Source organism: Sphingomonas sp. Leaf23 (assembly GCF_001421585.1).
Classification (GTDB): domain Bacteria; phylum Pseudomonadota; class Alphaproteobacteria; order Sphingomonadales; family Sphingomonadaceae; genus Sphingomonas.
The window spans coordinates 292,238-305,141 of record NZ_LMKR01000002.1; the positions used below are offsets into that span (position 1 = coordinate 292,238).

The 12,904-nt window shown below is 67.2% G+C and carries 15 protein-coding genes; 8 read left to right on the forward strand and 7 right to left on the reverse strand.

Features of this window, described 5'->3' with window-relative positions; genetic code table 11:
- Positions 1-61: 61 nt before the first annotated feature.
- A complete protein-coding gene (gene msrA / locus ASE67_RS05210) occupies positions 62-604 on the forward strand; it encodes a peptide-methionine (S)-S-oxide reductase MsrA (RefSeq protein ID WP_055757522.1) in 543 nt (180 codons plus the stop codon).
- Between the two features lie 107 nt (positions 605-711).
- Positions 712-2,697 (forward strand): GAF domain-containing protein, encoded by a 1,986-nt coding sequence (locus ASE67_RS05215; protein WP_055757524.1) that lies wholly within the window; start codon positions 712-714, stop codon positions 2,695-2,697.
- A 67-nt stretch (positions 2,698-2,764) separates the two neighbouring features.
- Here ASE67_RS05215 and ASE67_RS05220 read toward each other — a convergent pair whose 3' ends face one another.
- The 3 genes from ASE67_RS05220 to ASE67_RS05230 all read right to left on the reverse strand — a co-directional run bounded on the left by ASE67_RS05220 (position 2,765) and on the right by ASE67_RS05230 (position 3,797).
- Positions 2,765-3,016, reverse strand: coding sequence for a GlsB/YeaQ/YmgE family stress response membrane protein (locus ASE67_RS05220; protein WP_055757526.1), 252 nt, complete (start codon positions 3,014-3,016; stop codon positions 2,765-2,767).
- Positions 3,017-3,125: 109 nt separating this feature from the next.
- A complete protein-coding gene (gene sciP, locus ASE67_RS05225) occupies positions 3,126-3,428 on the reverse strand; it encodes a CtrA inhibitor SciP (RefSeq protein WP_055757528.1) in 303 nt (100 codons plus the stop codon).
- Between the two features lie 99 nt (positions 3,429-3,527).
- Positions 3,528-3,797, reverse strand: coding sequence for a hypothetical protein (locus ASE67_RS05230; protein ID WP_200909355.1), 270 nt, complete (start codon positions 3,795-3,797; stop codon positions 3,528-3,530).
- 113 nt (positions 3,798-3,910) lie between these two features.
- On the opposite strand from ASE67_RS05230, the gene mnmA reads away from it, so the two are divergent.
- The 3 genes from mnmA (at position 3,911) to dapD (ending at position 6,657) form a co-directional block, all read left to right on the forward strand.
- Complete coding sequence (gene mnmA, locus ASE67_RS05235; RefSeq protein WP_055757530.1) at positions 3,911-5,005, forward strand: tRNA 2-thiouridine(34) synthase MnmA; 1,095 nt, start codon at positions 3,911-3,913, stop codon at positions 5,003-5,005.
- Between the two features lie 174 nt (positions 5,006-5,179).
- Positions 5,180-5,842 carry a pyrimidine 5'-nucleotidase gene (locus tag ASE67_RS05240; RefSeq protein ID WP_055757532.1) on the forward strand — a complete coding sequence of 221 codons (663 nt, stop codon included), beginning with the start codon at positions 5,180-5,182 and terminating at the stop codon, positions 5,840-5,842.
- Positions 5,839-6,657 carry a 2,3,4,5-tetrahydropyridine-2,6-dicarboxylate N-succinyltransferase gene (gene dapD / locus ASE67_RS05245; RefSeq protein WP_055757534.1) on the forward strand — a complete coding sequence of 273 codons (819 nt, stop codon included), beginning with the start codon at positions 5,839-5,841 and terminating at the stop codon, positions 6,655-6,657. The genes ASE67_RS05240 and dapD overlap by 4 nt, the downstream gene beginning before the upstream one ends.
- A 54-nt stretch (positions 6,658-6,711) precedes the next feature.
- Here the strand turns inward: dapD and ASE67_RS05250 are convergent, their stop codons facing one another.
- Positions 6,712-7,944 carry a dipeptidase gene (locus tag ASE67_RS05250; protein WP_055757536.1) on the reverse strand — a complete coding sequence of 411 codons (1,233 nt, stop codon included), beginning with the start codon at positions 7,942-7,944 and terminating at the stop codon, positions 6,712-6,714.
- A gap of 86 nt (positions 7,945-8,030) precedes the next feature.
- Between ASE67_RS05250 and ASE67_RS05255 the strand changes: the two genes are divergently transcribed.
- Positions 8,031-8,543 (forward strand): hypothetical protein, encoded by a 513-nt coding sequence (locus tag ASE67_RS05255; protein ID WP_055757538.1) that lies wholly within the window; start codon positions 8,031-8,033, stop codon positions 8,541-8,543.
- Positions 8,544-8,700: 157 nt separating this feature from the next.
- Here ASE67_RS05255 and ASE67_RS05260 read toward each other — a convergent pair whose 3' ends face one another.
- The 3 genes from ASE67_RS05260 to sucC form a co-directional block, all read right to left on the reverse strand.
- Entirely contained in the window at positions 8,701-9,630 is a 930-nt protein-coding gene (locus tag ASE67_RS05260; protein WP_055757540.1) for an electron transfer flavoprotein subunit alpha/FixB family protein, read from the reverse strand.
- Positions 9,627-10,376, reverse strand: coding sequence for an electron transfer flavoprotein subunit beta/FixA family protein (locus ASE67_RS05265; protein WP_055757542.1), 750 nt, complete (start codon positions 10,374-10,376; stop codon positions 9,627-9,629). The genes ASE67_RS05260 and ASE67_RS05265 overlap by 4 nt, the downstream gene beginning before the upstream one ends.
- Positions 10,377-10,577: 201 nt before the next feature.
- The gene (sucC, locus tag ASE67_RS05270; RefSeq protein ID WP_055757544.1) at positions 10,578-11,777 is read right to left on the reverse strand and encodes an ADP-forming succinate--CoA ligase subunit beta; all 1,200 of its coding nucleotides are present in this window, start codon (positions 11,775-11,777) and stop codon (positions 10,578-10,580) included.
- A gap of 192 nt (positions 11,778-11,969) precedes the next feature.
- Here sucC and ASE67_RS05275 point away from each other — a divergent pair, with 192 nt between their 5' ends.
- A complete protein-coding gene (locus ASE67_RS05275; RefSeq protein WP_235511800.1) occupies positions 11,970-12,524 on the forward strand; it encodes a sterol desaturase family protein in 555 nt (184 codons plus the stop codon).
- On the forward strand, positions 12,521-12,904 hold the full coding sequence (locus ASE67_RS05280) for a hypothetical protein (RefSeq protein WP_055757546.1): 384 nt from the start codon (positions 12,521-12,523) through the stop codon (positions 12,902-12,904). The genes ASE67_RS05275 and ASE67_RS05280 overlap by 4 nt, the downstream gene beginning before the upstream one ends.

The following is a 12,904-nucleotide window of genomic DNA, read 5'->3' on the forward strand; positions in this document are numbered from 1 at the left end:
CGTACCCCCGATTGCGTCGCTGTCTCGTGCGCCTATCTCTTCGACCGAAGGAGATTACGCAATGGCTACCGAACAGGCGACCTTCGCCGGCGGATGTTTCTGGTGCACCGAGGCGGTGTTTCGCGATGTGATCGGCGTCGAACAGGTCGAAAGCGGCTATATCGGCGGCACGGTCGAGCATCCGACCTACAAGCAGGTGTGCAGCGGCGACACCGGCCATGCCGAGGCGATCCGCGTCACCTACGACCCCGCCGTCATCAGCTATGACGACATGCTCGACATTTTCTTTGCGACGCATGACCCGACGCAGCTGAACCGGCAGGGCAACGACGTCGGCACCCAGTATCGCTCGGCGATCTTCCCGCATTCGCCCGAACAGGAAGCGGCGGCACGGGCAGGCATCGAACGTGCGGGCGAAGGGCGCGGGAAGATCGTCACGACCATCGAATCGCTGACGACCTGGTATCCGGCCGAGGACTATCACCAGGAATATTGGGACGGCGAGGGGCAGCGGAATCCCTATTGCCTGGCGATCATCCCGCCAAAGCTGCAAAAGCTGCGCAAGAGCTTTGCCGCGCACAGCCGGGCGGCCGAAACGGCCTGATCCCGCCACGGGACTAAATTAGCAAGGGGCGTGCCAACCTTGGTGCGCCCCTTGTACCATGGCGGGGGAATTGCTATCCCGATCATGGCCATAGGGGCAGGGCGACCATGGGGGCGACGATCGATACGACCGGATCGAACCGGCGGTTTGCCGCGATTCGCGACTATCGGCTGATCGAGGCGATCGGCCAGGGGGCGCAGGATGACCTTGCCCGACTGGCTGCCGAAATCTGCGAAGCGCCGGTTGCGCTCGTCACCTTGCTGGCGCCGGATCGGCAATGGTTCGTCGCGCAGGTCGGGACCGATCTGTGCGGAACCTCGCTCGACGATGCGATCTGCACCCATGCGCTGGACGTCGACGATATTCTGGTCATTCCCGATCTGTCGGCCGATCCCCGCACCCGTGCGAGCGGCATCGTTCTCGGGGAGCCGCACATCCGCTTCTACGCGGGCGTTCCGCTGCGCATCGGCGACGGCGTGCCGGTCGGCACGCTGTGCGTGCTCGACATGGTGGCGCGGCCCGACGGGTTGAGCGCGGTCCAGCGCGACATGCTGCTGCGCCTCGCGCGACAGGTGGTGACGACGCTCGAACTGCGCCGGTTGCTGGCGGAGCGGGACGAAACGCTGCACCGCATCGCCGAGACCGAGGCGGCGTTGTCGGGCAACGAACGCCGCTGGCAGGGCCTGTTCGAAAATATCAACGACGGCTTCGCGCTGGGCGAGGCGATCCGCGACGCCGACGGGCGGGTGATCGACTGGCAATTCGTCGATGCCAATCCGGCATGGTTCGCGCTGTCCGGGATCGATCGCGACCGGATGCTGGCAGCGACCGGGCGACAGATCGATCCCGCCGCGCCCGAACGCTGGGCCGATGGGCTGCACGGCATGCTGGAGGACGGCGCGCCGATCGGGTTCGTCCATCATGTGCCCACGATCGGACGCTGGTTCCGGGGGCATTGTTTCCGGATCGATGGCGACCGCTTCGGCGCGATCCTGCGCGACATCACGCTCGATCGCGCGGCGGAGGGGCGGCAGTCGGCGCTGATCCAGCTGGGCGACGCGCTGCGCGACTGTCACGATGTCGCCGATGTGGCGCGGGCGGCATCGGCGCTGGCCGGGCGGACGCTGGACGTCGCCTGTGCAGGCTTCGGCCGGATCGACGCGGGCATCACCCAGATCGAGATCGGCCCCGACTGGACGGCGGAGGGCGGCACCTCATTGGCCGGACGGCAGGCGGTCGACGATTTCGGCGACCTTGCCGACGCCCTTGCCAAAGGGGACGCGATCGCGGTCGACGATGTGCGGAGCGACCGGCGTACCGCCGGGCATGCCGATGCGCTGGCGGCGCGGGGGATCGGGGCGTTCGTGATCGTGCCCGTCCGCCGCGACGGGCGAATCGTCTCGGCGTTCCTCGTCCACACTGCCGGTCCCCGCCGCTGGAGCAGCGAAGAGATCGTGTTCCTGCGCAAGGTCGCCGATCGGGTCGATGTCGGCATGGCGCAGGTCGAATCGGAAGCGCGGCAGAGCCTGCTGATCCAGGAACTGGCCCACCGGCTGAAGAATACGCTGTCGATGGTGCAGGCGATCGCGTCGCAGACGCTGCGCGGATCGGTCGACCGCGCGCCGCTCGATGCGTTCGAACGCCGGTTGCAGGCGCTGGGCGTCGCGCATGACGTGCTGGTCGAACGCAATTGGGTCGGTGCCGACATGCGGACCACCATCGGTCAGGTGATGGGCGTATTCGGCTGCAACGATCGCATCGCGCTGGCCGGTCCCGATGTGGCGCTGGGCGCGCGCGCGGCGCTGGCGCTGGCGCTGATCCTCCACGAACTGGGCACCAACGCGGTCAAATACGGGGCGTTGTCGACGGCGGACGGCACGGTGGCGCTCGACTGGTCGGTGGCGGAGGGGCAGTTGTCGCTGACGTGGCACGAACGCGGCGGGCCCGTGGTCTGCCAGCCGGCGCGGCGGGGGTTCGGGTCCAAGCTGCTGCGCCTCGGCCTCGCTGGCACCGGCGACAGCGTGATCTGCTATGATCCTGCCGGCGTGCAGGTGTCGATGCAGGCCGCATTGTCCGACCTGACCGGCGGCTGACCCATCGCAAAACGGGCCGCCCCAGCAGGGACGGCCCGGTTCGATCGTATTGGTCGATGGCAGGTGCTTAGCGCACCGACCCGCGACGCACGAGATTCACGATCGCAAGCAGGACAATCGCGCCCAGCAGCGAATACAGGAAGCTCATGACGGTGATGCCGTTGTTGATGTTGGCACCCGTCACGAAGCCCGCAATGACCGCGCCGACGATGCCGACGACGACATTCAGGATGATGCCCTGCTGCGCGTCCGTCCGCATGACAATGCTGGCCAACCAGCCAACCACGCCACCAACGACCAGCCAGATGATGATACCCATGAGACGTCCCTCCATTGCTGTCTGCAACCCGGCGAAATTCGTACCGGGCGTACTGAGGGAAAGACTCTTCAGGGACTGGCTTGTTCCGCCTCCGTTTTAACTCTGCGCCTCAATATTTGCGCTGCTGGCGCTCATACAGCGATTTATAGTGCTGAATCCGCGTCACGCGCAGGCCGGGCATGCCCGACCGGTCGACCGCGCGCTGCCAGCTGGCGAATTCCTCCGCCGACAGGTTGTAGCGCTGGCACACGTCGTCCACGCTCAGCAGGCCGCCATTGACCGCCGCGACCACTTCCGCCTTGCGACGCACGACCCAACGGGTCGTTTCGGGCGGCGGCAGCGAATCGAGCGTCAGCGGCTCGCCGAGCGGACCGATCACTTTTGCCGGACGGATCTTGTGGTTCTCAATCATACTGGACCTCGAGCCGGGGAAATTCCCCTGAAACCTTCTTGCGCGGTCATACGCGAACGCGGTTGAACATCGGCTAAAACGGCTAGGTAAACATCGTCTTCATCCGCTGGTGTCCTGCCACTTCTTCGCGACGGGCCGGTATTCCGGCGCGACGCACCCCCGCAGCAAGGCGGCGGTCCACCCATTGAACGCCCCGTCCGCCGGATTGAGCAGGGATACCGGCGCGCGGTTCCATGCCAGCCGGGTCTGCAACCGTGCCGTCGGCGTCGCCGCCTGCCGCCCCGTCGCGGCGGCCAGCAGCACGGCCAGCTCCGTCGGCAGGGGGGTGACCGTGGAACCACGGTCGAAACGGGCAAAGCTCAGATCCAAATCATCATCCAGCAACAGGGCCTAGACCCTGCTAATAGGCTGACACTGTTGAAGGTCCGGTAAATGGCGCAGGATTTTTGCAACCGGGGCCGGGAACGCCTATCTGGCGGCACATGGACCTTGGTGAATTTCAACTGGATGCGCCCGTTTCCGCGCGGCGGATCGTCGTCGCGATGTCGGGCGGCGTCGACAGTTCGGTCGTGGCGGCACTCGCCCATGCGACGGGGGCAGAGACGATCGGCGTCACGTTGCAGCTTTACGACCATGGCGCGGCCGTCGGGCGGGCCGGGTCGTGCTGCGCCGGCCGCGACATTCGCGATGCGCGCGCGGTGTGCGACAAGCTGGGCATCGCCCATTATGTCTTCGACCATGAAAGCAGCTTTCGCGAAACGGTGATCGACGACTTTGCCGATGCCTATCTGGCCGGGCGCACGCCGATCCCTTGCGTGAAGTGCAACATGGGGCCGAAATTCACCGACCTGTTCGCGCTTGCCCGCGACCTCGGCGCCGACTGCCTGGCGACCGGCCATTATATCCGCCGGGTGATGGGGCCGGCGGGGGCCGAACTGCACCGCGCGATCGATCCGGCGCGCGACCAGAGCTATTTCCTGTTCGCGACGACCCAGGCACAGCTCGACTTCCTGCGCTTTCCGCTGGGCGCGATGCCCAAGGCCCGCGTGCGCGAGATCGCGGCCGAACTGGGACTGGGCGTCGCGGGCAAGCCCGACAGCCAGGACATCTGCTTCGTCCCCGATGGCGACTATGCCTCGCTGGTCCGCAAGCTGCGACCCGAGGCACAGGAGGGCGGCGAGATCGTCGACCTCGAAGGGCATGTGCTGGGCCGCCATGGCGGCCTGGTCGGCTATACCGTCGGGCAACGGCGCGGGCTGGAGATCGGCGGCCTTGCCGAGCCGCTCTATGTCGTGCGTCTCGAACCCGCGACCAAGCGGCTGGTGGTCGGCCCGCGCAGCGCGCTGGCGGTCGGCGCGGCCCGGCTGTCGGGCATCAACTGGATCGGTGGCGACCATGACGGGCCGCTGACCGCCAAGGTGCGTTCGATGGCAAAGCCGGTGCCCGCGCGGCTGGACGGCGAGCGGCTGGTGTTCGACGCCCCCGAATATGGCGTCGCGCCGGGACAGGCGGCGGTGCTCTACGCCGGCGACCGCGTGCTTGGCGGCGGCTGGATCGAGGGGACAGAGGCAGCCTGAATCCTCCCCGGCACGGGGAGGGGGACCGCCGCGCAGCGGTGGTGGAGGGGGCTGTCGACATCCACGACGGTTGCGTTGCGCGGCCACCCCCTCCACCAACCTGCGGTTGGTCCCCCTCCCCGTGCCGGGGAGGAACTTGCGGGCATCGCAACCTGCGCCTACAGCCCCGACCCGATGCTGCCCGCGCTATCCCATGTCCGCGACTGGATCTTCGATCTGGACAACACGCTCTATCCGGCGTCGTCCAACCTGTTCGCCGAGGTCGAGGCGCGCATGGGGCAGTATATCTGCGACCTGCTCGATTGCGATCCGCAAGAAGCGCATCGGGTGCAGAAGATGCATTTCCACAATCACGGCACGTCGCTGTCGGGGCTGATGGCCGAACAATCGGTCGACCCCTATCATTTCCTCGATTTCGTTCACGATATCGACCTGTCGCCGCTGGTGCCCGATCCCGACTTGCCGGGGCTGCTTGCCCGCCTGCCGGGACGCAAGCTGGTCTTCACCAACGGCGATGCGCCCTATGCGCGGCGGGTGCTCGAAAAGCTCGGCCTGTCCGACGGCTTTGCCGGCATCCACGACATCCACGCCACCGCCTATCGCCCCAAACCGCACACCAGCGCCTATGATGGCCTCTGCGCGGCGTGGGAGATCGATCCGACGACCGCGCTGTTCGCCGAGGACATGGCGCGCAACCTCGTGCCCGCCAAGCAGGTGGGCATGACGACGGTCTGGGTCGACAACGGGTCCGAACAGGGGCCGCCGGTGGCCCGCGACCATATCGATTACACCACGCACGACATCGTCGCGTGGCTACGCTTCGTGGAGGAATCATGACCGACCTTGCCGCCCAGATCGACGCCGCCTGGGAAAACCGTGCCGAGCTGACCGTCCACACCCAGGGCGAGGTCCGCGAGGCGGTCGACGCCGCACTGGCGCTGCTCGATTCGGGCGAGGCGCGCGTGGCCGAACCGGTCGAGGGCGGCTGGCAGGTGAACCAGTGGCTGAAGAAGGCGGTGTTGCTGTCGTTCCGCCTGAACGACAACGCCATCATGGACGGCCCCGGCGGCACCAACTGGTTCGACAAGGTGCCGAGCAAGTTCACCGGCTGGGGCGAACACCGCTTCCGCGAGGCCGGCTTCCGCGCGGTACCCGGCAGCATCGTCCGCCGCGGCGCGTTCGTCGGCAAGGGCGCGATCCTGATGCCGAGCTTCGTCAACATCGGCGCCTATGTCGGCGAAGGCACGATGGTCGACACCTGGGCGACGGTCGGCAGCTGCGCGCAGATCGGCAAGAACGTCCACCTTTCGGGTGGTGCCGGCATCGGTGGCGTGCTCGAGCCGCTGCAGGCCGATCCGGTCATCATCGGCGACGGCGCGTTCATCGGCGCGCGTGCAGAAGTTGCCGAAGGCGTGCGCGTCGGCGAAGGCGCAGTACTGTCGATGGGCGTGTACCTCGGCGCATCGACCAAGATCATCGACCGCGCGACCGGCGAAGTCTTCCGCGGCGAAGTCCCCCCCTATGCGGTGGTCGTGCCCGGATCGATCGGCGGCGGCGATGGCAAGCCCGCGCTGTACTGCGCGGTCATCGTCAAGCGGGTCGATGCCCAGACCCGCAGCAAGACCAGCATCAACGACTTGCTGCGCGACTGATCGCGACGCGATTGCGGGACGGTGCCTGCCGTCCCGCAATGGCCGTCAGGATTGTCAGGGATAGGTCGCGTCGACCGGGCGCGCACCGGCCATCGCCTTCGCCACCGCCTCGGCCTGTCCCAGCACGCGCAGCACATTGCCCTGCGCCAGCGCCGCCAGATCGGCGTCGCTCCATCCGCGCCGGGCCAGTTCGGCGAACAGCAGCGGATAGCCGTCGACGCCGCCCATCCCCTCCGGCCCGGTGCCCGAAATCCCGTCATAATCGCCGCCGATGCCGACCGACGCGCGTCCCGCCAGTTTGGCGATATGCTCGACATGATCGGCCATGGTTGCCGCCGTTACCCGCGGGGCGGGGTTGGCCGCCTCCCACGCCTTCATCGCCGCCGGGGCCTGTGCGTTATACAGGTTGCCGGGCAGCCCCTGCGCCTTGGCATAGGCACCGCGCCGATTGTCCCACTCGTTCCACTGCGCCGACAGGAACGCGGGATAGGCATTGACCATCACCACGCCGCCCTTCGCCCCGATTTGCCGCAGCAGGTCGTCGGGAATGTTGCGCGGCCGGTCGGCCAGCGCGCGGGCATTGGAGTGCGACGCGATCACCGGTGCCTTCGATTCCGCCAGAGCCGCCGCCATCGTAGCGTCGGACACATGGGCGATGTCGATCAGCATGCCCAGCCGGTTCATCTCGCGCACCACCTGCCGCCCGAACGGGGTCAGGCCGTTCGCCTGCGGGGTGTCGGTCGACGCATCGGCCCAGCCGACGCTCTTGGTATGCGTCAGCGTCATGTACCGCACGCCGAGGTTATAATATTGACGCAGCACCGACAGCCGCCCGGCGATCTGGTGCCCGCCCTCCACGCCGATCAGCGAGGCGACGCGCCCGCTCTTCGCGATGCGCGCCATGTCCGCCGCATCGCGCGCCAGCGCCATCCGCGTCGGGTTCGCACCGATCATCCGGCGGACGATATCGATCTGCTCGATCGTAGTTTCCACCGCCTGCGGCCCGGTGGTCGTCGCCGGAATCCACACCGACCAGAACTGCCCGCCGACATGACCGCGCTTCAGCCGGGCGAGGTCGGTCTGCAGCGGCGGGTCGATCCGGCTGGTGTCCTTGGTCAGGTCGACCGATTCGACCGCGGCATGGTGATGTTCGCGGATGCCCCACGGCAAGTCGTTATGCCCGTCGATGATCGGCGCGCGCTCCAGTACGCGCTCGGCACGCGCGCGGTCCTGTGCGGACGGGGCAGGGGCCTGGGCGGCGGCGAGCAGCAGGAGCGGCAGGATCATGGGGCTCACGCTAATCCGTCGCCCATGGGCCCGACAAGTGCTACGCACGCCATCGGCCATGCGCCGCGGATATGGGAGACGGGCCGATGTATGCCATGCTGGTGCTGCTGGGACAGGTCGCCACGCCCGCCGTACCGTTGAACGCCCCGCCCGAGCGTATCTCGATCCTCGTCGACCCTTGCGTGTCGCGCCGGCGCAATTCGCAGGACGACGAAATCGTCGTGTGCGGCGAAGGTGCGCGTGACCCGCGCCTTCCGCTGCCCGGAGAACGTACGCCGCCCGACCGGCCGCTGGCGTCCAATCCCTATGCCGACGGGCGCGGTGCTGCGCTGGCGGCGGCCGATCCCTGCGCCACCCGGTCGGAGGGCTGCACCACCGGCGTCGACATGATCGGCGGCGGGGTCTTCGCCATTCGCGCGATCGGCAAGCTGATCGATCCGGGCAGCTGCTGCGAGGAACCGGGCGAATACAAGGATGTCGGCAAGCTGGTCGGCGACATCATCCGCGGGGTGAAGGGCGGCCCGTCGAAGAAGGAGCGGGCCAAGCGCGTGGCGATCCCGCTCGACCCGGCAGTGCCGCTGCCGGTGGCGGCGAAGTAGGGAATCCTCCCCGGTACGGGGAGGAGTCGCCCAAAAAAAACGACGCGGGGATAAACCCCGCGTCGTCGGTCGTCGCGATGGCGACGCCGGCCGGCCGTCGCTTTGTGCGCTTGGGGCTTTGCCCCTTGCGCACCGGCTCGCAGCTACGCTGCGCGCCTCAAAGCTTGGCGGTCAGCTCCGGCACCAGCGTAAACAGATCCCCCACCAGCCCGACATCGGCGACCTGGAAGATCGGCGCGTCCTCGTCCTTGTTGATCGCGACGATGACCTTGCTGTCCTTCATGCCCGCCAGATGCTGGATCGCGCCGGAAATCCCGACCGCGATGTAGACCTCAGGGGCGACGATCTTGCCGGTCTGGCCGACCTGATAGTCGTTGGGGGCATAGCCCGCGTCGACCGCCGCGCGCGATGCGCCGACGGCGGCGTTTAGCTTGTCGGCCAGCGGATCGATCAGCGCATGGAACTGCTCTTCCGATCCCAGCGCACGGCCGCCCGAGACGATGATCTTGGCGCTGGTCAGCTCGGGCCGTTCCGATGCCGCGATCTCGGCACCGACGAAGCTCGACACGCCCTTGTCCCCGGTCGACGCGACCGCTTCGACCGCGGCCGACCCGCCGGTCGCCTCCGCCTTGTCGAACGCGGTACCGCGTACCGTCAGCACCAGCTTCGGATCGCTCGTCTTGACCGTGGCGATCGCATTGCCGGCATAGATCGGGCGGGTGAAGCTGTCCGGCCCCTCGACCGACAGGATTTCGCTGATCTGCATCACGTCGAGCAGCGCGGCAACGCGCGGCGCGATGTTCTTGCCGGTGGTGGTCGCCGGCGCGACGAACGCGTCGTGGCTGCCCATCAGCTCCACGACCAGCGGCGCGACGTTTTCGGCCAGGTTGTGCGCAAAGGCCGCATCGTCGGCGACCAGCACCTTGGCGACGCCGGCGATCTGCGCGGCGGCCTGCGCCACGCCATCGACGCCCTGACCCGCGACCAGCAGCTCGACCTCGCCCAGCTTCGCAGCGGCGGTGACGGTGGCATAGGTCGCGTCCTTGACCGACTGCCCGTCATGTTCGACCCAAACCAGCGTCTTCATGCGACCACTCCCAGCGTCTTGAGCTTGCCAACCAGTTCGTCGACATCGGCGACCTTTACGCCCGCCTGGCGCTTGGCCGGTTCCTCGACCTTGACCGTCGTCAGGCGCGGAGTGACGTCCACGCCCAGATCGGCGGCGGTCTTGGCCGCCAGCGGCTTCGACTTGGCCTTCATGATATTGGGCAGCGAGGCATAGCGCGGCTCGTTCAGGCGCAGGTCGGTGGTGACGATCGCCGGCAGCGAGAGCGCGACCGTCTCCAGCCCGCCATCGACCTCGCGCGTTACGTTCACCTTGTCGCCGGCAACCTCGACCTTGCTGGCGAAGGTACCCTGCGGATAGCCGGTGAGCGCGGCCAGCATCTGGCCGGTCTGGTTGTTGTCGTCGTCGATCGCCTGCTTGCCGAGGATCACCAGTTGCGGCGCTTCCTCGTCGATCACGGCCTTCAGCAGCTTGGCGACGCCCAGCGGCTCGACCTTGGTCTCGCTGGTGATCAGGATCGCGCGATCGGCACCCATGGCAAGGGCGGTGCGCAGCGTGTCCTGCGCCTTCTGCTCGCCGATCGACACGACGACGATCTCGGTCGCCACGCCCTTTTCCTTCAGGCGGATGGCTTCCTCGACCGCGATCTCGTCGAACGGGTTCATGCTCATCTTGACGTTGGCCAGGTCGACGCCCGACCCGTCCGCCTTCACGCGGGGCTTCACATTGTAATCAAGCACACGCTTGACCGGCACCAGCACCTTCATGGGCACTCCCTCTCAAAACTTTACGCGATGGCGTTGGCTGTATCCGTGGCGGTTTTGCGTGGTTTTCGCAAGTCCGGTATGGAAACGCCGGGACGCCGTAGCGGCAGGCGGCGACCCTAGCCCGAATCGCCCACAGGCCAAACGAAAAAGGGCCCGGACGTTTCCGCCCGGACCCTTCTCTCCGTCGCAGGCAGAGGGCGATCAGGCCGCCTTTTGCACTTCCGCGACGATCTTCTTGGCGGCATCGCCCAGGTCGTTGGCCGGAACGATCGCGAGGCCCGAATTGGCGAGGATGTCCTTGCCGGCCTGCACGTTGGTCCCTTCGAGGCGGACGACCAGCGGCACCGACAGGTTCACTTCCTTCGCGGCGGCAACGATGCCCTCCGCGATGATGTCGCACTTCATGATCCCGCCGAAGATGTTGACGAGAATGCCCTTCACCGCCGGATCGGCGAGAATGATCTTGAACGCCGCGGTGACCTTTTCCTTGTTCGCGCCGCCGCCGACGTCGAGGAAGTTGGCCGGGAACATGCCGTTCAACTTGATGATGTCCATCGTCGCCATGGCAAGGCCCGCGCCATTGACCATGCAGCCGATGTCGCCGTCGAGCTTGATGTAGGCCAGGTCGTACTTCGACGCCTCCAGCTCCATCGCGTCTTCTTCGGTGGTGTCGCGCAGTTCCATCAGGTCCTTGTGACGGAACATGGCGTTGCCGTCGAAGGCAACCTTGGCGTCGAGCACGACCAGCTGGCCTTCCTCGGTGACGGCGAGCGGGTTGATTTCGATCTGCTCGGCATCGGTGCCAAGGAACGCGTCGTACAGTTTCGATGCGACGCTGGCGGCCTGCTTGGCAAGGTCACCCTTCAGCTCCAGCGCGGCGGCGATGGCGCGGCCGTGGTGCGGCATGAAGCCGGTCGCGGTGTCGATGTCGATCGAGTGAATCTTCTCGGGCGTGTCATGCGCCACGGTTTCGATGTCCATGCCGCCTTCGGTGCTGGCAACCATCGAGACGCGGCCGGTCGCGCGGTTGACGAGCAGCGCGAGGTAGAATTCCTGCGCGATGTTCGCGCCGTCGGTCACGTACAGGCGGTTGACCTGCTTGCCCGCGTCGCCGGTCTGGATCGTGACCAGCGTATTGCCGAGCATGTCGGTCGCGTGCGCACGCACTTCGTCGAGGTTCCATGCGAGGCGGACACCGCCCTTGGCATCGGGGCCCAGTTCCTTGAACTTGCCCTTGCCGCGGCCGCCGGCGTGGATCTGCGACTTGACGACATACAGCGGCCCGGGGAGCTTGCCTGCGGCTTCGACGGCTTCGTCGACGGTCAGCGCGGCATAGCCGGCGGGGACGGGCACGCCGAACTTCGCGAGCAGTTCCTTGGCCTGATATTCGTGAATGTTCATGGGATTCGCCTTCCGCCTCTCGGGTGGTTGTACGCAGGTTTGCGAAGTTGCCGCGCGTAAAGCACATGCGCGCAGGCGAATCCAGCCCGAAAGCGCAGTAATGCAATTGCGTCGCAACTGCTTCAATGGAAACGGCAGGGGGATTGCTGCCGGGCGCGCCCACAGGGGCGAACCGCGCGGTAAGGCGTCGCAATGTCCCGGCCGAGCCGCTATATCGCCGCCATGCACTGGGCCATCGGCATCCTGATCTTCCTCGCCACCGTGATCTTCATGGAAGGCTTCGCCTATGTCGCGCATCGCTGGCTGATGCATGGGCCGGGCTGGTTCCTGCACGCCAGCCACCATGCCCCGCGCCATGGCAATTGGGAGTGGAACGACCTGTACGCTGCGATCTTTGCGGTGCCGTCGATCGTGCTGTTGCTCGGCGGGGTGCAATGGGGCTGGTGGCCGGGCACGATCTGGATCGGGGCGGGCATCGCCGCCTATGGCGCGATCTATTTCGGGTTCCACGACATCATCGTCCATCGCCGGCTGAACCACCGCTATCTGCCGCAGTCGCGCTATATGAAGCGGATCATTTCCGCCCACCGGCTGCACCATGCGGTCGAGAGCAAGCGCGGCACGGTCAGCTTCGGGTTCCTGTGGGCGCCGAGGCCCGAGGACCTGAAGGCCGAGTTGAAGCGGCGCGGCAATGCCGGGGTCCGCGCGCCGACCGCGCAGACCCGCGACCCCGTCGAGCATCCATGACCGCCGGCGGGTGGCAGGCGCGGGCGCTGTCGTGGGTGCTGGCGATCTTCGCCACGCTGGCGATGGTCGGTGCGGTGGCAACCATGTCGACCAAGGGCGGATCGTCACGTTCGGGCGCGGAAGTTGGCACCGATGCCGCCGGAAGGGTCGATCCGCGCACCGGCGCGCCGTTGCCGCCGCCTGCGCCCTTCACCACCGGCGCGCCGCGCGTCGAAACGGCGGAGAGTGCCGCGATGGCGCAACAGGCCGCCGCCACGCGCAGCGTCTCCGACGGGTTGGCGGTGCTGACCTATGCCGTGCTGGCGCTGGTCGCGGTGCTGGCGGTCGGCGTGTTGGCGCTGTTCCGCATTGCGCAGGCGTTGCAGGACCGGCGCGACTGA